This is a genomic window from Arthrobacter sp. EpRS71, from assembly GCF_001512285.1.
Lineage (GTDB): Bacteria > Actinomycetota > Actinomycetes > Actinomycetales > Micrococcaceae > Arthrobacter.
This window is the reverse complement of sequence record NZ_LNUV01000006.1, coordinates 301754-320320: the sequence shown is the minus strand read 5'-3', so window position 1 is coordinate 320320 and position 18567 is coordinate 301754. Positions and strand designations below refer to the sequence as shown.

The following is an 18567-nucleotide window of genomic DNA, read 5'->3' as shown; positions in this document are numbered from 1 at the left end:
TCCTATTTGAACTGACTGGTCAGTTTAGTTAGACTTTCAGCAGACACCATTTCTGCGAAAGGCTTCATCGTGCTGTCCGTACAGCAACTTCAGATCAACGGCCGCCGGGGCGATCTCCTTCCGGCAACGTCACTTCACGTCCGCCGCGGCGAACTCCTGCTCATCACTGGAGAGGGCCAAGACCAACGGACAGCTTTGGCGTTGGCTTTGAGCGGCCGCATGAAGCCCAGCAACGGCGTCCTCAGCTGGGACACCACCACCAAAACCAAGAGGATCCGCCTCGCCAGCGCCTTGGTGGACTCTCCCGGCGTCAACGAACCCGAGCAGCACCTCAGCGTCCGCGACCTCGTCACCGAGGACCTCTCCCTCATCCCCCGCCGTTACCGCGGCGCGCTGCTGAGCAAACCGTGGCTGAAGGTCAACAGCTTTGAAGACATCGCCGGACTCTGGATAGAACAAATTCCCGCCGCTCGCCGACTGGAACTCCTCACCGCGCTCGCCTTGGCAGATCCGGCCACGGACCTCCTCGTGGTGGACTCCCCGGACCGCCACAGCGCCGATCCCTCGGCCTGGTTGCCCCGGCTTCAGGCATTGGCGTCCGACGCCGGGCGGCCGCTTGCCGTCGTCGCCGTCGTCGGTGCCCTCCCGGACAACTGGACCGGAGCCGCTGCGGTGATCGGAAACTCAGTGACGCATCCTCCTGAACCGGAGACGGAAGGCGCGCCGACCCAGCCCAAGCCAGCGGCCGTCGTCGAACCCAAAACCGAGCCCGAAACTGAGCCCAAAGCCAAGCATGCCGCCCAACCGGCGCCTGAAACCACATCGGCTGCCCACGCTGAATCCGAAAACCTTCAAAGGACTGCAAAGTGACTGTTCTGCGGCTGGCCCGCTCCGAACTCAAGCGCATGACCGGCGGGCTCCTGCCCAAGCTGACCATCCTCGCCCTCACCATGGTTCCGCTGCTATACGGCGCGGTGTACCTTTACGCGAACTGGGATCCGTACGGCAACCTGAACCAGATCGACGCCGCCTTGGTGGTTGAAGACACGGGCGCCACCTCAAAAGACGGCACGGAACTGCAGGCCGGCAAGAAGGTGGCAGACAGCCTGGTGGACGGTCACGTCTTCAACTGGAAACAGGTCTCCAGCGCTGAGGATGCGGATGCCGGTGTCCGCACGGGTGAGTACGCCTTCGCCCTGCGCATTCCCAAGGATTTCTCGGCCAACCTGGTCTCCCCCGGCAGTTTCGACGCCGCCAACCAGGCCATGCTGCACGTCACCACCAACGACGCCAACAACTATCTCCTGAGCACCATCGTGGACAAGCTCACCACGGCAGTGCACTCCACTGTCGCCAAGGAAGTGGGAGAGGAAACCGCCAACCAGCTCCTCACCGGTTTTGGCACCATCCATGCGTCCATCGTGAAAGCCGCCGATGGTGCCTCGGAGTTGGCCACGGGTGTGGGGAAACTCAGTGATGGCGCCGCCACACTGCACACCGGCACCACCCAGCTGGTCACCGGCGCGGACCAACTCGTGGCCGGGCAAACCCAATTGCGCGATGGTGCTGTGCAGTTGAACACCGGCGCGGGCCAGTTGAGCTCCGGCCTGAACGAACTGAAGAACAAGACGGCCACCCTGCCTGCGGACTCCCAAAAGCTCGCTGATGGCGCCGCCCAAGTAGCCGCCGGAAACGCCGAGCTGAACACGAAAGTCCAGGACGTCGTCGGGCAGCTGGAAGCGGCAGACAAGGGCCTCCGTACCCGCGTGCTCGAATCTAATGCGCGACTGGTCGCTGCCGGTGTGCTGACACAGGAGCAGGCCGACAAGGTCCTGGCAGACTTTGATGCTGCCGCAGCGTCGAGCCCCGTCACCGATGCGAAGGCAAAAATTGCCGGTGACGCTGCCAAAATCCAGCAGCTCTCCGACGGTTCAGCCGCTGTGAGCGCCGGAGCCTCCAAGCTGGCCGCCGCCACGCCAGCGCTGACCGACGCGATCTCCAAGGCAGCCTCCGGAGCGGGCCAGCTCAACGCGGGCGCATCAACGCTGGCCGCCGGGCAGCAGACCGCCTTGGACGGCGCAGCCAAACTCGACGACGGCGCCCACCAGTTGGACGACGGTGCAGGCCAGCTCGCCAGCGGCGCAGTGACCGCGTCCGATGGCTCACACACGCTGGCCACCGAGCTCGCCAAGGGCGCGGGAGACATCCCCAACCCGAACGATGAGCAGAAAAACAGTGTGTCCAAGGTGATCGCGGATCCGGTGGCCGTGGACAATGTGTCCCAGGCCAAGGCTGGATCCTATGGCGCCGGGCTGGCACCGTTCTTCCTCACACTGGCCCTCTGGATCGGCGTATTCATGCTGGTCCAGGCCATGCGACCCATCACCCAGCGGGCCTTGGCGTCGAACGCCCCCGCTTGGAAAATCGCCGTCGGAGGCTGGCTGCCGTTCTTCGTGGTCTCGGTCCTGCAGGCCACCATCCTCACCCTGGTAGTGAACCTTGGCCTCGGCTTGAACCCCGCACACCCCATCGGAATGTGGCTGTTCATGTTGGCCGCGGTGATGGCCTTCAGCGCGATCATCCAAGGCATCGTGGCACTCATGGGGACGCCCGGAAAGTTTGTGGTGCTGATCCTGTTGGTCCTGCAACTCGTTTCCTCGGGCGGTACGTTCCCGTGGCAGACCACGCCCATGCCGCTCCATGTGGTGCACGAAGTCCTGCCCATGGGATACGTGGTGACCGGCATGCGTCACCTGATCTACGGCGGTGAGCTCAGCATGATCTGGCCCACGGTCCTTGGCCTGCTTGGATACACTTTGCTGGGAATGGCGCTGTCCACGCTCGCCGTCCGCAAACACAAAGTGTGGACCCTCAAGACCCTGAAGCCGGAGATCGCAGTATGAGCACCACCGAGCCGCTCCCTTCCGCAACCGACGCCGGCCTGTCGGAGAAGAAACTCCGCCCGGGCCGCACCAACGCCACCAAGCAGCGCCTGTTTGAAGCTTCCATGGAGTTGATCGGCGAACGCGGTGCTGCTGGGGTGACCGTGGATGAGATTGCGGCCGCCGCCGGGGTGTCCAAGGGGACTGTCTACTACAACTTCGGCAGCAAATCCGATCTGATCGCGCAGTTGCTGCGGCATGGTGTGGACATCATGCTGGCCAGGCTGCAAGACGTCCGCGGACAGAGCACCGACCCCCTGGAGTCCATGAACAACATGGTGGGACAGGCCATGGAGTTCATGGACGATTACCCCTCCTTCGCCCGCCTCTGGGTGAGCGAAAACTGGCGGACACCCGGTGAGTGGAGCGCCGTATTTGCCGAGCTTCGGGCTGAACTCCTGGCCGTGATCGGCTCGGCCGTCGAGAGCGTCGCGGCGGGTTACAAGGTTGATGAATCGATTGCCCGCGGTTCTTTGGAGGCAGCGATCTTCGGAGCCATCTTCGTGGTGGGCCTGGACCGGCAAACGTACAACCCCGAGCGCACCCGCGAGCAAAGCGTCGCAGCCGTGATGACCATCATGCACGGGTATGTGATCAGGTAAGCCTTCCCGTTGCAGCGCCCGATCTGCGCGCTATGTTTGGCTATTGAGGCGCAAAGCAGGCCTCACAAACAAACGGACGCCCGTTGCGTGGCCCGATCTGCGCCCTATCTTTGGCTATTGAGGCGCAAAGCAGGCCTCACAAACAAACGGACGCCCGTTGCGTGGCCCGATCTGCGCCCTATCTTTGGCTATTGAGGCGCAAAGCAGGCCCCGCAACGGTATCCAACTGCAATGTACGACGGCGTGGCGTAGCCACTTGGTCGGCGATGATTAACCTCATGCGTCACATGGGGAACAGTGGGAAGCTTGCGGTGGTGGCCGCCTTCGTATCGCTGGGGCTGTTGGTGCTGGCCGCCGTGGTGCTCGAGGAACTGGTCCTGTACTTGTTCCTTGGCGCTGTTCTGGTCTGCTATTTGGCCTCCCTCGTGCAGATCTTCAACCGGCGGCGTTACCTCGTGGTACTTCTGGGTGCAGCCGGAACCAGCCTGTTCATAGGCTGCAGCATCGCGTTCCTGCGGATGTGGGGCATCGCGTTCAACCAGGATGCCAACGCCCTGGGCGGTGCTCCGCTGGGCAGTGCTGCCAGCACCCGCGATTCGGACATCTACTTTTACTTGGCCGTCATGGCGGGTGCGGGCACCCTGGCAGTGATGTTCCTCGGCGCGGTGGTGCCGTCGTTCGGTTCACGGGCTGTGTCCCCTGTTCGAAAGCCTGCGAGCCCGGCCAAACGTCGATCGGCTGCACGCAAACCTGTTTCCCGCACACCTGTACCGGGCAAACGTCCCGCAGCATCGCCGCGTGCCTCGACCGCAGCCAAGGCAAGCGAAGCAGCGAAGACCACCCTCGTGAAGCGTCCCGCACCCCGCACGCCAGCAGCGCCAGCCAAGCGTCCGACGTCGAGCGCTTCCCCTCAACGCAAGCCGGCCCCGAAGCGCTAACACCACCTTTCGTTGCGAGGCCCACTCTGCGCCCCAACACGGGACCCAAACACGCACAACAGGCCCCACAACAACACCACCTTTCGTTGCGAGGCCCACTCTGCGCCCCAACACGGGACCCAAAGGCGCAAAGCAGGCCCCACAACGAGACCACAACAGGGGTAGGGGGCGGGGTCAGGAGTCGAAGCCCAGTCCCACGGCGTCGAGGGCTTTGAGGATGAGGTTCCGCTTCCCTTGGTTGTGATCTGCCCGGTCCATGGACCACCGCGTCAGGTTGATGCCCAGGGACGCCAGCGGCTCAGGCGGGAAGGGCAGCGGCCGTTTCCGGACCATGTCCAGCCGGGTGCGCTCGGTGTCCAGACCATCCAAGAGGTCCAGGAGGACGTCGGCGGCGAAGGCGGTGGCTCCCACTCCGAGTCCCGTGAAACCTGCCGCGTACGCTACCCGTCCCTTCCGCGCCGTTCCGAAGAAGGCACAGAATTGCGTGCTCGAATCAATGGGTCCGGCCCACTTATGGGTGAACTTCAGCCCTTCGAGCTGCGGGAAGGTGGTGAAGAAGTGCGAGGCGATCTTCTCCCATGTCGCCGGCTGGTGCTCGTGCTTTTGGTCCACACGGCGCCCCCAGAAGTAGAGGGCATCGTAGCCTCCGAACAGGATCCGATGGTCCTTGGTGATCCGGTAATAGTGGAACTGGTTGGCGACGTCCCCAATGCCCTGCCGTTTGCCCCAGCCGATGGAGTCCAACTGCTCTGCGGTGAGGGGCTCGGTCATGAGCGCGTAGTCGTACACCGGCACTGTCATGAGCTGGTTCCGCTTCAGAAGTGACGGAAACACGTTGGTGCCGAGGACCACGTGCGCCGCTTCCACATTCCCGCGCTCCGTGACCACGGTGACGCCGTGCTCGTGGTCCTTCAGCTCCCGCACACGGGTTCCCTCATGGATGACCACGCCGAGCTCATGAGCCACCCGCGCCAACTCAAGTCCCAATTTGTACGGGTGGACCATGGCCACAGAGTCCTTATGCCAGCGGCCCGCCAGATAGGTGGGGGAATTAACCTCCGCCCGAACCGCCTCCTGGTCCAGGAAAACGCTGCCGGGGGTGTCGTCCTGCTGGAGCCAGGCCACCTGGTGCGGTTCCACTGCGACGTTGAGCTCACCTGTGCGTTCCCACTCGCAGTCCATGCCGTACTTCTCCACGGCTTCCTGCATGCGGTCCAGGTTGTCCATGCCCAGCCGGTCCAGCACTTCCAACTCGGAGGGCCAACGGTTTTTGCCGTTCTCGTGGCCGTGGGTGAGGCTCGCCTCGCAGAAGCCGCCGTTGCGGCCCGACGCTGCCCATGCCACCCGTTCCCCTTCCAGCAGGATCACGGTCCGGCCAGGCTCGCGTTCCTTGGCGCGCAGCGCTGTCCACAAGCCGGTGTAGCCGCCGCCGACGATCACCAGATCGGCGGCAGCATCGCCGTCGAGCTGTGGGTAGCGGGTTGCTGAGTCCTTGAGGTGGTCGATCCAGAAGGGCCGGTGGGCCGCACCTTCCAAGGCACGGGCCACGACGGTGGCTTGGGGGACATTCCGTTCGAAAACGGTGGTATTCACGGGAAATTCTCCTGCTTCTAGGCGCACTGATGGGGCGCCGGGACTGTTGTTGGTGGCCAGGGCCGTTGCTTCTTAGGCGGTGACCGGTTCGGCGTCCCACAAGGGCCGGGGACGCGAGGCGATGAGGTTCCTCGTGTAGTGGTCTCCGGGGTCCTCAAGGATTCGGGCAGTGGGCCCTTGCTCCACGATCCGTCCTTGATGCATCACCACTACTTCCGAGCACAAGCGCGAGACCACAGCCAGGTCATGGGTGACGAACAGGATGGTCAGTCCCAGCTGGTCCCGCAGTTCCTCCACCAGCTCCAGCACCTGGGCCTGAACAGAGACGTCCAAGGCGCTGGTGGCTTCGTCCAGAACCAGGAGTCGTGGGCGGGCAGCGAGTGCTTTTGCCAACGCGACACGTTGCCGCTGTCCACCCGAGAGTGCTCGGGGCAGGGCATCGAAGCGTTCAGGCCCGATTCCCACCCGGCCCAGCAGGCTGCGGGAACTTTCCTTGGCTTCCTTGCGCCCCTGTTTCTGATGCAGGCGGAAGACGTCGGCCACGGCGTTACCTACCGGGATGCGCGGGTCCAAGGACAGGTAGGGATCCTGGAACACTATCTGGACCTCCTTAGCCAAGGCTTTCCGTTCGGAGGCTCTCAGTGGGCGCTGCGGACGGGGGATGTCCCGCAGGGTGAGTTCACCGGACGTGGGGGTTTCCAGTGCCACCACCAGCCGGGCGAGGGTGGACTTTCCGGAACCGGACTCACCCACGATGCCCAGGGATCCGCCCTCAGGCAGGCTGAAATCGGCCCCCTCCAGGGCGGTGACAGTCCCGCCGCGGGGAAGTTGGTACGTCTTGGACAGCCCTGAGACTTTCAGCAGAGGGGTTGGGTCCAGCCCGGGAACCGCCGCCACAGAAGAGCCAGCGCCGGTCTCAATGACGGGTGTCGCCTCCACCAACTGCCGTGTGTAGTCCTGCTCAGGGGTCAGGAACACAGTCCGGGTTGGTCCGTGTTCCACCACTTCGCCGCGGCGAAGGACGTAGACGCGTTCGCACAAGCTGGCGGCAAGGTTGAGGTCGTGGGTGATGAAGAGCATGCCCATCCCCCGCGACTGCTGTTCTTCACGCAGGAGCTTCACAATCCCCGCCTGTGTGGTGACGTCCTGGGCGGTGGTGGGCTCGTCACACAGCAACAGATCCGGTGAGTTCAGGAGTGCCGCGGCGATCATGACGCGTTGGAGCATCCCGCCGGAGAGCTGGTGCGGGTGCTGATCCATGAGCCCACCCGCCCGCCGAAGACCCACCTGCTCCAGTTGCGCCACGGCCCGTTCAGTGGCCTCGGCCCGGGACAACCCATCAAGCCTCACCAAGGTTTCTGTGAGGAAATCCCCTACGGTCCGGACGGGATTGATCCCGGCTCTGGGGTCCTGGAAGATCATGGACGCGTGTCTCCGGCGCAGTTCCATGAGGCGTTGTTTGCTGGCCGTCAGAGTATCCAGGCCCTGAACCGATACCAGGCCGGAGGACTCCGAACCGCCGGGAAGCAACCCCAGCGCGGCACGGGTGGTCAGCGACTTACCTGAGCCGGACTCCCCCACCAAGGCGACAGCTTCGCCGTCGTTCACGTGCAGGGAGACACTGTCCAGCAGCGGCGGCCTGCCCGGAAAGCCGAGCGTAAAGTTTTCGATCTGCAAGAGCTGGCTCATGAAAGTTTTCCTCCGATGCGGTCTGAGAGTTCCTCGCCGATGACGTTGACGGCAACCACCACCAGGACCACCACCAACGCGGGCCAGAAGGCGGGGAGGATGTGGCCGCCCAGCAGGGCGCCCCGGGATTCCTCGATCATGGCGCCCCAGTCGCTGGTGGGCGGTTGCACGCCGAGCCCAATGAAGGAGAGCGCCGCAAGGTCGGCCAGCACATAGCCGAAGTTCAGTGTTGACTGTGCGCCAACAGTGGGGATCAGGTTGGGGAGAACCCGTCCCAGCACCACCCAGGGCGTCCGGAATCCGAGCACCCGGTACGCCTGAACGTACGGCCTGCTGCGCTCAGCCACCACCAAGGACTGCGCCAGCCTGGCAACGTAAGGAACGTACGCGATGGTCATGGCCAGGATGGGTGCAAAGAGCCCTTTACCGAACAAGGCGATGGCAAGCATGGCCATGAGCAGCGCGGGAAAAGCAAAGAGAAGATCGAAAAGACGGCCCAAAACCTTGCCCAGCCAGCCCTCGGACCAGCCGGCCACCAGTCCTAGCAGCAGGCCCAGAACGGTGGATCCGATCACCACGATGGTGGGCCCCAACAGCGAGGTCCGCCCGCCGTGCATCAGCCGGCTGAGGAGATCACGGCCCAGAGCGTCGGTCCCCAGCAGGTGCTGTCCACCGGGACCGGCGAGAACGTTGTTGAGGTCCACGTAGTCGGGGTCGTACGGCGCCAGGACCGGGGCGAAAAGTGAAAGAAGTACGACGACGGCGGCAACGGCGAGCGCGCCCCACGCCATGGGTGACAAGAGGCTGCCGTAACGGCGAAGCCCCGCCTGTGGCAGGTGGATGGCTAACGTCATCGGGACTCCGTTCCGGCCGCGATCCGCGGATCAATGAGGGGTTGGACAAGGTCCACCACGGTGTTGACCAGGACGAAGGCTGCAACCACCACCATGACGATCGCTTGGACAACACCGAAGTCCAGCCTGTCGATGGACTGCACCAGGAGTTGCCCGATGCCGGAGAGGCCAAAGGTCCGCTCGATGATGGCGCTGGAGACCAGAAGTCCGGCCACCAGGACGCCGCTCACGGTCAGGATGGGTCCCATGGCATTGCGCAGGACGTGGCGTGCCACCACGGATCCACGGGTGAGGCCGCGGCTGGTGGCTACCTCAACGTGTTCGCGGAGCAGTTGCTCGTTCATGGAGGAACGGGTCACTCTGGCCACCATGGCGATGTAGGTGATGCCCAAGGCGAGTGCCGGGAGGGTGAGATGCCAGATCCGGTCCCATCCGCCGTCGCCGCTTCCAAAAGAGGGGAACCAGCCCAAGCCCACGGAGAAGAGCGCTACCAAGGCGATGGCTGCCACAAACGGCGGAACGGCACCGGCGGCGGTGAGGGTGATGAGGATGAAGCGGTCACCGAAGCCTTTGTTCAGGCTGGCCACGATGCCGGCAAACAGGCCCAGGACAGTGATGAAAACTGCGGCGAGCGCCACGAGCTGCAGTGTGGTGGGCAGCCGTCCGAGCAGGACGTCCGAGACGTCCTGGCGGTAGGTCAGCGAGCGGCCCCAATCCCCGTGGAGAATGCCCCCGAGCCAGTTCAGGTACTGTTCCCAGGCCGGTTTATCCAGGCCGAACTGCCGGGTGATCTCTTCGAGCGCCTCAGGCTTGGGGCTGCGTCCCCTCAGCAGGAACCGTGCGGGATCGCCGGGAACCAGGAAGCGTGAGAAGAACACGGCCAATGAGGCAACGAAGAGGGTGGCCACTAAGGACAGAACCTTCTTGGCGATGAAGAGAACGGGACGAACCCTGTCTCTGGCACGTTTGCGGGTGGGGGCAGCCGGGGCCGGCGCTTGTACGTGATCGGTGGCGGTCATGTCAGCGACCTCCTATCTGGGCTGCCCACGGGAAGTACATGTAGTTGATGGACGGGTCCGCCCCGGTGATGCGCTTACCCAGCCACATGGACGTGACGGTCTCATAGAGGGGGCCCCACACCACGTCATCGGCGGCCAGCTTGGCGGCCTGGCCCGTGAGCTTGCCCCGCGCGTCCGGGTCCTGCACGGTGTACGCGGTGTTGACCAGGTCATCGAATTCCGGGTTGCTCCAGCCGCCGTAGTTGCTGAAATCGCCGGTGCGCAGCACGCTGTACATTTCCAGGGGCTCGGTGCTGGAGAGGTACCAGGACGTCACCAGAAGGTCCACGTTCCTGCGGGCCTCGGGGTCGGAGAAGAGGGTGGTGTATTTGTCGTTGGACATGGTCTGGATTTCAGGGTCCAGGCCGATCTCCTTGGCCGCGGAGGCAATGGCCCGGGCCGTGATGTCGAATGCTGCGTTCAGTGAGGCGGTGGCGAACACGAACTTGCTGCCCTCGGCCCCTGCTTCCTTGATGAGTTTCTTCGCTTCTTCCAGGTCATAGGGCGTTGAGAGGAGTCCGCCGAAAGCCTCGTCCGCAGTCTGGGACGGTACGTCCTTCCACACGCTTCGAGTGGTCAACGCGTCCGTTTTCTTCGCATAGCCCTGCTCGGCCGCCTTGATCAAGGCTTCACGATTGATGGCCAGCATCAACGCCTTGCGGACCCGGACGTCCTTGAACGTGCCGGCGAGGTTGGTGAAGACCATGCTTTGCACCGACGTATCCTCGCCGAAGTACAGCGACCCGGCGTCTTTGTTGGCCTTCAGGATGTCCATGGCATTGGACGGGATCGCGAAGCCACCGTCTATTTCGCCGGTCTGGAACGCGTTGATCCGGGACGTGGCATCGGGCAGCATCTTGAACGTGACCTGGGCTGATCTGGCTTTGAGTTCCGGGTCCCAGTAGTCCTCGAACCGTTTGAGGGTGATGCTTTCCCCGGCTTCCCATTGCCCGAACGCGAAGGGGCCGGTGCAGTTCACCCCGGTGCTTGAGTTGCCGTAATCCTTGCCCGCCGCTGCCAGCGTTTTGGCGGACTCCACCACGCCAGTGGCACCCACCAAGGACGCGTTGAACACGTAATCCGGCTTGGTGGTGGTCACCGTGACCTGGTAGTCGCCGGTCTTCTCGATGGACTCCACGTTCTGGTAGGCAGAGGCCCAGAAGGAGCCCACTTCGGGGTCCACGTGGCGGCTCAGGGAGGCCACAACATCGTCCGCCGTCATCTCGCTGCCGTCGTGAAACTTCACGCCCTGCCGGATGGTGTAAACCCACGTCAACGGATCCGGATTCTCCACGCGGGTGGCCAGGCCCGGCGACGTGGAGAGGTCCGCGTTCCAACGGAACAGCGACTCACACACATTGGACAGGACAGTGTTGTCCGGGTAGTCGAAGGCGTACGCGTAATCCAGGGAGAACGGCTCCGCGTACATGGCCCAGTTGAAGTTATCGATCTCTTTGCTTGGGGCCGGAGTGGAGTCGGACATGGTGAACTTGGCTCCGTCCGCGGCGTCCGTCACGCTGGCGGGCCGGACGCCACAGCCGCCCAGGACCAAGCCGGCCACGACGGCGGCGACACCCACCGCGGTGATGCGCGACGGCGTCGTCCGCTGTTTGGAGCGCACGGCACCTTTCGCAGGCAGGGGCGCTGTTGGCGGTTTCATGGCATCACCGGCGCGGGCTGGACGTGCTGGTCCCGGGCTGTTGCGCGGTCGTAAACGCATTCGCCCCCAATCCACGTCTGCGTCACCACCGCACGGTGTAGTTCCTCGGCCGGGAGGTCAAAGACGTTCAGGTCCAGCACGGCAAGGTCTGCGAGTTTTCCCGGCTCCAACGTGCCCGTTTCAGCGTCCAGATGGTTGATCCAGGCGGAGCCATGAGTGTAGGCATCCAGGATCTGCTTGAGGCTGAGCTTTTGTGATTCAGGACCGAGCGGGGGCAGGTCCTCCTCCGGTGCTGCGCGGTTGACTGCGACGTGGATGGCCGCGATGGGGTCTGCCGTGGAGACCGGCCAGTCGCTTCCTGCCACCAAGCGGGCGCCGGCCGCCGCCAGTTCGCCGAAGGGGTAGTGCCTTTCCTCGACGCCGGGCTCAAGGAACGGCAGGGTCAGGGTATCCATCTGTTCTTCGTGGCAGGCCCAGAGAGCCTGCATGTTGGCCGCAGCATTCAATCCGGCAAAACGGGGAACGTCCTCGCTGCGGACCATCTGCAGGTGGGCCAGGTGGTGTCGGTGATCGTTGGGCCCGTTGCTGTTCCGCGCTGCCTCGAGCGCGTCCAAGGCGTCAGTCACGGCGCGGTCTCCCAGTGCGTGAAAGTGAACCTGCATGCCGGATGCGTCAATGGCAGTGACGAATTCCTTCAGCTCATCCGGTTCGAAGAACTCGATGCCCCGGTTGTCCGTGTGGTGTCCATGGTGATCGAGGTAGACGTGGTGCATGGCGGCTGTGTAGTTCTCGGCCACACCATCCACCATGACTTTGACGGTGTTGGCGTTGAGCTGAAGGTGATCGAAAGTGCTGGCGGTCCTATCCCGGCGTTCCACGATCGCGTCCAGCTGGCCCATCCCGGCCGTGCGGTCCCACCACTGACATGCGGTGACCCGGGCTTTGAGGTCTCCTGCTTTGGCCGCGTTCATGTAGACGTCCAAGTGATCGGCATGTTCGCCCTCCGGGATGGGAACCCAGGCGTCCTGCCAGGCAGTAATGCCCTGCGCCAGGAGCAGTTTCTGGGACGCGAGCAGGCCCTGGTACGCCAACTCGTAAGGCACTGCCGGTTTGGCCGCAGTGAAGAGGTCCATGGCACCCTCATGAACTGTGCCCGCCGGTGTCCCGTCCTCTTCGCGTTCCAGCCGTCCACCCTCCGGGTCAGGCGTTTCCGCACTGATCCCCGCGGCCGCAAAAGCTGCGGTGTTGGCCCATGCCCCGTGGTGGTCCCGGTTGATGAGGTAAACGGGCCGGTCCGGCACCACGGCGTCCAGCAGGTCACGCGTGGGAGTGCCTCCGGTGAAGAAGTCCATGGACCATCCGGCGCCCAGGATCCAGGGTTCGTCAGGGTTTTCCGCCGCGTAGCGGGCAACACGTGCCACCGCTTCCTCTGCGCTGGTGGTCTCCGTCAGGTCACACTGCAGCAACTCGATCCCGGCGAAGATGGGGTGGATGTGGGCGTCCTGGAAGCCGGGTACCACCAGTTGACCCTGCAGATCCACTCTGCGGGTCTCCGGGGTGACAGTTCCGTTGACGTTCTCGGGTGTTCCGACGGCGATAATCCGGCCTTCGGCTAGTGCCAGGTTTGCGCGGAGGGGTCCGGCGTCGTTGCCGGTGTATACCCACCCGTTCTCAAACAAAATCTCTGCGTGCACGGTGGAGTCCTTTCGAGGGAAATTCAACTCTGCGAGACACACTATGAGCCGGATCACATTAAAGTCAACAGTGTTGACATCAATGCTGACAAAGACTTTGACTGGACCTGGAAAGTTGACGTGAACGTGAAAGGAGGAGGCCATGAATCATGTAGGTTGATATTCAACCGGGGATCGCATGGAAGGCGGACAACTGATGGTGCAGCCAGCACAGTCGACGGACCGCCGTACGCGCCTGGACCCTGTCACCATCATTGACGCCGTCCTGCGGATTTCGAGCCTGGAACTCGGGGAACGGCTAACAGTCCGCCGGCTGGGACAGGAACTCGAGGTGGACGCCACCGCCGTCTACCGTCACTTCCGGAACCGGGACGCGATTGTCAGGGCAGCACTGGACCAACTGTTCATGATGTCCGTGGAGCGCACACTGGCCACCGCACGGGATCACCACTGGCGTGCCCGGCTGGAGGCGTACCTCGACCAACTCCTCAAAGCCTTCATGCAGCATCCATCGTTGGGGAGCGAATCGTTCGCCACGGACACCTACGGCCCCGGCGAGTTGAAGGCGATCGAGTTCGTTCTGCAATGCCTCACCGACGCCGGGCTGGCAGAGGATCGCGTGGTGCACTACTACGCGGCCTTGGAAAGCTACACCCTTGCACTCGGCGCCGGAATAGCAGTGGAAATCCAGCGGCTCCCGGATTCCGAGGGCCACGACCCCTGGCTCAACCCCAGGGTTTTCACACGCATCACCGGGCACCCGCTGCTTGAAAAGCACCACGCAGCACTGCAAAACCTCGACTCCCTCAAAGCATTCCAGGCCGGTCTTGCTGCCATCCTGGACAGCGCCGAACGGGAAAGCAGCAAGCAGGCCTGACCGGCCGCTTGACCAGCAACGCCCCCCACCCCCGCACGAACGCCACCACCCGGCGTCGTTCATTCAGCACTGCCCGGACAGCGACGCCCGGCAGGGAAAGCACGGTACCCTCATGCACCAGTTCATTAACGGAAAACTGCTCTCCGGCACCTCCGGAAACAGCCTCAACGTCATCAACCCGGCCACCTCGGAGGTGGTGGAAACAGTGGGACTCGCTTCACTGGAGGACCTGGAGTCGGCGGTGGCAGCCGCTCGCAGCGCCTACCCTGGCTGGTCCCGGACAGCCCCGGGAGAACGCGCCGGCATCCTGCAAAAATTCGCCCGCATCATGGAAGACCGCGCCGACGAATTCGCCCGGGTTGAGAGTTCGCAGACGGGCAAACCCCTTCGCCTGGCCAGGGAGTTCGACGTCCCCGGGACCATCGACAACATCGACTTCTTCGCAGGAGCTTCACGACACCTCGAAGGCAAGGCCACCGCGGAGTATTCGCCTCAGCACACCTCCTCCATCCGCCGGGAATCCATAGGTGTGGTGGGGTCCATCGCCCCCTGGAACTACCCGCTGCAAATGGCGGCGTGGAAGGTCCTTCCAGCCATCGCGGCCGGCAACACCATAGTTCTCAAGCCCGCCGAGATCACCCCGCTCACGTCCTTGATGTTCGCGCAGGCGCTCAGTGATGCGGGACTGCCCGACGGCGTGGTGAACGTGGTGGTGGGCGACGGCGCCACCGTGGGGGCAGCACTTATGCGGCACCCGGACGTGGACATGGTCTCCTTCACGGGCTCCACTGCCGTTGGACGCACCGTGCTGGAAGCTGCTGCCGTCAACGCCAAGCGGGTGCACCTTGAGTTGGGCGGCAAGGCACCCTTCGTGGTGTTCGACGACGCCAATCTGGACGCTGCCGTGCATGGCGCGGTGGCCGGCTCACTGATCAACACCGGCCAGGATTGCACCGCTGCCACACGGGCCATTGTGCACCGCAGCGTGTACGAGGAATTCGTCGCGAAAGTGGCCTCCCGCTTTGAGGGAATTGTCCTTGGCGCCCCCGCGGACACCCACGCGGACCTCGGCCCCTTGGTTTCCTTCAAGCAGCGGGACCATGTGGCGGCAATGGTGGAGCGCGCCCGCGGATACAGCAAGATCGTGGCGGGCGGTTACGCTCCAACGGAAGGTGGTTTGGAAAACGGCGCCTTCTACCGGCCCACACTGGTGATTAATGCGGCTCCGGACTCGGAAATCGTCAAGGACGAAGTCTTTGGCCCCGTTCTAGTAGTCCTTCCCTTCGACACCGACGACGAAGCCATCCATCTGGCCAACGACACCGTCTACGGGCTGGCCGCCTCCGCCTGGACCACCAACCTCCAGCGGGCTCTGCGGGCTACCCGCGAGATCAAGGCCGGCTGCGTCTGGGTCAACGACCACATTCCGATCATTTCCGAGATGCCCCACGGAGGCTTCAAGCAATCCGGCTTCGGTAAGGACATGTCTGCCTACTCGTTTGAGGAGTACACGCAGGTCAAGCACGTGATGTTCGAGGTGGAGGACGTCACCGAAAAGGACTGGCACAGGACCATCTTCTCGCTGCGCTGACTCTCTTGGCCTTGCCGGATCCGCGTTGTGGGGCCTGCTCTGCGTGCTTTTGGGGGATTTAGAGGCGCAGAGCGGGCCTCACAACGGGAGTTTGGGGACGGACTGTGCGTCCGGCCCCGAGCACTGCGGTGGCAACTCCCAAGAGCAGGATCAGTCCGCCAAGAATTTCAGTCAGCGTGGGAATCTCGTTAAGGACCAGCCAGGCCGCCGTCATCCCCACCACCGGGACCAGGAGCGTGAAGGGCACGACGTCGGAACTCGGGTACAGCGACAACAGCCGGTTCCAGATGCCGTAGCCAATCAGGGACGCGAACACGGCCGTGTAGATGGCGCTCAGGATGGTGGCCGGCTGCAGGTCGCTGAGGGTGGCCCACACGGTGTCCGGCCCGTCCACCATCAGCGACAAACCTGCCAACGGGACCGGAACCACCGCACCGGACCACACCACCAGGCCCAGGCCGGAGGCGGCTTTGGAGTGCCGGGCCACCACATTGCCTACCGCCCAGGACAACGCTGCGGCCAGGACGATCATGAGCGGAAGAACAGGGGCCACGGCACTGCGACCCAACGCCACCACTGCCAGGCCGGCAACGCCCAGCACCACCCCGGCCATTTGGCGGCGGCTCGGCCGTTCACCGAGGACTCTCGCTGCAATCACAATGGTGAACAGAACCTGCGCCTGCAGGACCAACGATGCCAATCCCGCAGGCATCCCGAGGGCCATGCCCAAATACAGGAGACCGAATTGGCCGGCACTCATGAAGAGCCCGACGCCGATAATCGCCTTCCAGCCCACCTCGGGTTTGCGGATGAACAGGATGAAGGGAAACACCACCAGCAGGAAGCGCATGGCGACGAAGAGCAGCGGCGGGACTTCCCTGCCGTTGGTGTGCAGGCCGAGGTCAATGGCGACGAAGTTGATGCCCCACAGGACAGCGACTGCAAGAGCAAGGGCGGAGTGGCGAAGGTTCACAAGTACACTCTGGCCCGGATTTGGTTGAAGCACCAGCGTTGAATTCAACATGGAACAGCGTAGATTTGCTTCATGATCGATATCTCGGCATTACGGGCCCTCGTGGCCGTTGAGCAGCACGGCTCGGTCGTTGCGGCCTCGGACGTCATGGGTTTCAGCCCATCCGCGGTGTCGCAGCAGATCAAGAAACTCGAGAAGCAAACCGGCGTGACCGTCCTGGAACGCAACGGCCGGGGCGTGCTCCTCACGGAGCGCGGCCTGGCGTTGGCGGGCTACGGCAGGCGGATCATGGGCGAGCTCGAAGAACTCCAGGCCACGTTGCTGGCCGATCCCGCGAAACCTTCCGGACTGCTGAGGCTCGTTGCTTTTTCCACAGCCTGCCGAGGTCTGGTGGGGCCGATGCTGGGGCGCATGGCGGCCGCTCACTCCACTCTGGATATCACCGTACTGGCCGAGGATCCCCGCGAGGCAGTGCAAAGAGTTGCCTCCGGCGAAGCGGAGCTCGCGGTAGTCCATAACTGGAACTCGGTACCCCTGGTGATCCCGGAGAACCTGGTCCTTGAGGACCTTTGCATCGACCAAGCCGATGTCCTCGTCAACAGCACCCACGCGCTGTCCGGAAGCGCCGCCGTCGAGCGTGAAGATTTACTCCACGAGACCTGGATCAGCACCCCGGCGGGTGCCATCTGCAACGAGGCTTTGCTGCAGATCTTTGCAGGGCTTGGCAAAGTCCCCGACATCCGCATTTACGATCCCGACTTCTCCACCCATGTGGCCATGGTGGAGCAAGGCGTGGCGGTGGCACTGGTTCCACGACTCGGCAGGCCCCCACTTCCCGATGGAGTGGTTGCCATTCCGGTGATCAACCCCGCCCAGCAACGCTCCGTAGGCGTGGTGTATCGGAAGACCATGACCGCCAGCCCCAATATCCGGATCGCCGTTCGAATGCTGCGCGAGGTGGCAGGAGAGTTGCCCCTGCCCCAGGGATAACCAAGGGCGATCAACGTCACACGGTGGAACATTCGACGGCCGGCCATCTGTTAGCTTAGGCTAACCTTACCTAGCCGCCGCGCCAGCCCGGAGCGCGGCCGTCGACTCCTCGAAGGGGCCCGCACTGTGGAAGCAATCCTCTTTCCCACGGACATGAACCACCATCACACCTATGGTCTGGTGAGCTACGTCATGATCGACGACGGACTCTATCCGAGCGCCCATAACCGGCGGGACCCCTACGCACTTCCGGCGTTCGACATCCGTGGCCAGTGGGTTTATCCCAGCCGCTACAACGAATACCTGGCACCACAATTGCCGGTGTACATGTTCGACGGCGAATACCTCATCGCCACCGGGCACGGCGAAGAAGCCGCAGGCCTGCCGGTGTTCGAGATCCGCTGCATGTGCATGCCGCAGCTGGCCTACGGAGACCCTGAAACCTCGCACTAGCGAGCTGCCTTCGCGGGAGCTGCGTTCGCGGCCGGGCGCAGAACCTAGGTGCGGGGAACCGTGAAGTGCGTCAGCCGGGCGTCCTGCCCGTCCAGCTCAGCCCACGACTTTTCCGTTTCCAGGACCGTCAACGCACTCGTTGGGTACCTGGTTGCGGCATCCATGTAGGCATCGTGGTCAGAGTCGCGGGAGGCCAGGTGCATGGCAAGATCCTGGACGCCCGGCATATGCGAAATAACCATCAGCGTGGTCACGGTGTCCGGAACATGGTTGATGACGGTCAACATGCGGTTGGCAGAAGCAGAGTACAGGCCGCCCTCAAGTTTGGGGGTGGGGGCTTTGTCGCCCAACTCGTCGCACACCCACGTGCAGGTCTGGCGGGTTCTCAATGCTGACGAGCACAGAATGAAGTCAGGCACCACACCATTCTGGAGCAACCATTTACCGGCCAGGGGAGCCTCCCGGTGCCCGCGCTCCTCCAAGGGACGCTCATGATCAGGCACACCCGTGGGCCAATCAGCCTTGGCATGCCGCATGATCACCAGGCGCTTAATGTGATGGTCACTCATAACCCAACCCTATCCGCCGCGGGCTGCCGGGGCTTCCCCACGCCCCGCCGGGCCGCCACCACCAACTTTGAACGCCCACCACCC

16 protein-coding genes are annotated in these 18567 nt (G+C 63.6%); 8 read left to right on the top strand and 8 right to left on the bottom strand.

The features are described from left to right. The first annotated feature begins 69 nt into the window (after positions 1-69). From AR689_RS11710 to AR689_RS11695, 4 genes are all read left to right on the top strand, one after another. Entirely contained in the window at positions 70-870 is an 801-nt protein-coding gene (locus tag AR689_RS11710) for a hypothetical protein (protein ID WP_062070341.1), read from the top strand. Further along, on the top strand, positions 867-2903 hold the full coding sequence (locus AR689_RS11705) for a YhgE/Pip domain-containing protein (RefSeq protein ID WP_062070339.1): 2037 nt from the start codon (positions 867-869) through the stop codon (positions 2901-2903). The genes AR689_RS11710 and AR689_RS11705 overlap by 4 nt, the downstream gene beginning before the upstream one ends. Continuing rightward, the gene (locus AR689_RS11700; RefSeq protein WP_062070337.1) at positions 2900-3544 is read left to right on the top strand and encodes a TetR/AcrR family transcriptional regulator; all 645 of its coding nucleotides are present in this window, start codon (positions 2900-2902) and stop codon (positions 3542-3544) included. The genes AR689_RS11705 and AR689_RS11700 overlap by 4 nt, the downstream gene beginning before the upstream one ends. A gap of 278 nt (positions 3545-3822) precedes the next feature. After that, positions 3823-4482: a hypothetical protein gene (locus AR689_RS11695; protein ID WP_231745501.1), complete on the top strand. Its 660-nt coding sequence runs from the start codon at positions 3823-3825 to the stop codon at positions 4480-4482. A 174-nt stretch (positions 4483-4656) separates the two neighbouring features. On the opposite strand, the gene AR689_RS11690 is transcribed toward AR689_RS11695, so the two are convergent. From AR689_RS11690 to AR689_RS11665, 6 genes are all read right to left on the bottom strand, one after another. Next, positions 4657-6075, bottom strand: a complete 1419-nt coding sequence (locus AR689_RS11690) for an NAD(P)/FAD-dependent oxidoreductase (protein ID WP_062070333.1) — start codon at positions 6073-6075, stop codon at positions 4657-4659. 72 nt (positions 6076-6147) lie between these two features. Continuing rightward, on the bottom strand, positions 6148-7764 hold the full coding sequence (locus tag AR689_RS11685) for an ABC transporter ATP-binding protein (protein WP_062070331.1): 1617 nt from the start codon (positions 7762-7764) through the stop codon (positions 6148-6150). After that, a complete protein-coding gene (locus tag AR689_RS11680; RefSeq protein WP_062070329.1) occupies positions 7761-8618 on the bottom strand; it encodes an ABC transporter permease in 858 nt (285 codons plus the stop codon). The genes AR689_RS11685 and AR689_RS11680 overlap by 4 nt, the downstream gene beginning before the upstream one ends. Next, a complete protein-coding gene (locus AR689_RS11675) occupies positions 8615-9637 on the bottom strand; it encodes an ABC transporter permease (RefSeq protein WP_062070326.1) in 1023 nt (340 codons plus the stop codon). The genes AR689_RS11680 and AR689_RS11675 overlap by 4 nt, the downstream gene beginning before the upstream one ends. A 1-nt stretch (position 9638) precedes the next feature. Continuing rightward, positions 9639-11336 (bottom strand): ABC transporter substrate-binding protein, encoded by a 1698-nt coding sequence (locus AR689_RS11670; protein WP_062070325.1) that lies wholly within the window; start codon positions 11334-11336, stop codon positions 9639-9641. Next, complete coding sequence (locus tag AR689_RS11665; RefSeq protein ID WP_062073758.1) at positions 11333-13030, bottom strand: amidohydrolase; 1698 nt, start codon at positions 13028-13030, stop codon at positions 11333-11335. The genes AR689_RS11670 and AR689_RS11665 overlap by 4 nt, the downstream gene beginning before the upstream one ends. Before the next feature lie 196 nt (positions 13031-13226). On the opposite strand from AR689_RS11665, the gene AR689_RS11660 reads away from it, so the two are divergent. Together AR689_RS11660 and AR689_RS11655 are read left to right on the top strand one after the other, a co-directional pair. Then, entirely contained in the window at positions 13227-13907 is a 681-nt protein-coding gene (locus AR689_RS11660; protein ID WP_231745499.1) for a TetR/AcrR family transcriptional regulator, read from the top strand. 112 nt (positions 13908-14019) lie between these two features. Further along, positions 14020-15498, top strand: coding sequence for a gamma-aminobutyraldehyde dehydrogenase (locus tag AR689_RS11655; protein WP_062070321.1), 1479 nt, complete (start codon positions 14020-14022; stop codon positions 15496-15498). A 58-nt stretch (positions 15499-15556) separates the two neighbouring features. On the opposite strand, the gene AR689_RS11650 is transcribed toward AR689_RS11655, so the two are convergent. Continuing rightward, positions 15557-16471 carry an EamA family transporter gene (locus AR689_RS11650; protein WP_502686017.1) on the bottom strand — a complete coding sequence of 305 codons (915 nt, stop codon included), beginning with the start codon at positions 16469-16471 and terminating at the stop codon, positions 15557-15559. A 72-nt stretch (positions 16472-16543) separates the two neighbouring features. On the opposite strand from AR689_RS11650, the gene AR689_RS11645 reads away from it, so the two are divergent. Together AR689_RS11645 and AR689_RS11640 are read left to right on the top strand one after the other, a co-directional pair. Further along, entirely contained in the window at positions 16544-17461 is a 918-nt protein-coding gene (locus tag AR689_RS11645) for a LysR family transcriptional regulator (protein ID WP_062070317.1), read from the top strand. Between the two features lie 126 nt (positions 17462-17587). Further along, positions 17588-17914, top strand: a complete 327-nt coding sequence (locus AR689_RS11640; protein ID WP_231745498.1) for a hypothetical protein — start codon at positions 17588-17590, stop codon at positions 17912-17914. Positions 17915-17958: 44 nt separating this feature from the next. Here the strand turns inward: AR689_RS11640 and AR689_RS11635 are convergent, their stop codons facing one another. Beyond that, positions 17959-18483 carry a SixA phosphatase family protein gene (locus AR689_RS11635; RefSeq protein ID WP_062070315.1) on the bottom strand — a complete coding sequence of 175 codons (525 nt, stop codon included), beginning with the start codon at positions 18481-18483 and terminating at the stop codon, positions 17959-17961. Positions 18484-18567: the final 84 nt, after the last annotated feature.

What these genes read in the sequence shown, in the direction of transcription:
- AR689_RS11700 (WP_062070337.1), top strand. Translation starts at nt 2,900, where the DNA reads ATGAGCACCACCGAGCCGCTCCCTTCCGCAACCGACGCCGGCCTGTCG.
- AR689_RS11695 (WP_231745501.1), top strand. Translation starts at nt 3,823, where the DNA reads ATGCGTCACATGGGGAACAGTGGGAAGCTTGCGGTGGTGGCCGCCTTC.
- AR689_RS11685 (WP_062070331.1), bottom strand. Translation starts at nt 7,764, where the DNA reads ATGAGCCAGCTCTTGCAGATCGAAAACTTTACGCTCGGCTTTCCGGGC.
- AR689_RS11680 (WP_062070329.1), bottom strand. Translation starts at nt 8,618, where the DNA reads ATGACGTTAGCCATCCACCTGCCACAGGCGGGGCTTCGCCGTTACGGC.
- AR689_RS11675 (WP_062070326.1), bottom strand. Translation starts at nt 9,637, where the DNA reads ATGACCGCCACCGATCACGTACAAGCGCCGGCCCCGGCTGCCCCCACC.
- AR689_RS11670 (WP_062070325.1), bottom strand. Translation starts at nt 11,336, where the DNA reads ATGAAACCGCCAACAGCGCCCCTGCCTGCGAAAGGTGCCGTGCGCTCC.
- AR689_RS11660 (WP_231745499.1), top strand. Translation starts at nt 13,227, where the DNA reads ATGGTGCAGCCAGCACAGTCGACGGACCGCCGTACGCGCCTGGACCCT.
- AR689_RS11655 (WP_062070321.1), top strand. Translation starts at nt 14,020, where the DNA reads ATGCACCAGTTCATTAACGGAAAACTGCTCTCCGGCACCTCCGGAAAC.
- AR689_RS11645 (WP_062070317.1), top strand. Translation starts at nt 16,544, where the DNA reads ATGATCGATATCTCGGCATTACGGGCCCTCGTGGCCGTTGAGCAGCAC.
- AR689_RS11635 (WP_062070315.1), bottom strand. Translation starts at nt 18,483, where the DNA reads ATGAGTGACCATCACATTAAGCGCCTGGTGATCATGCGGCATGCCAAG.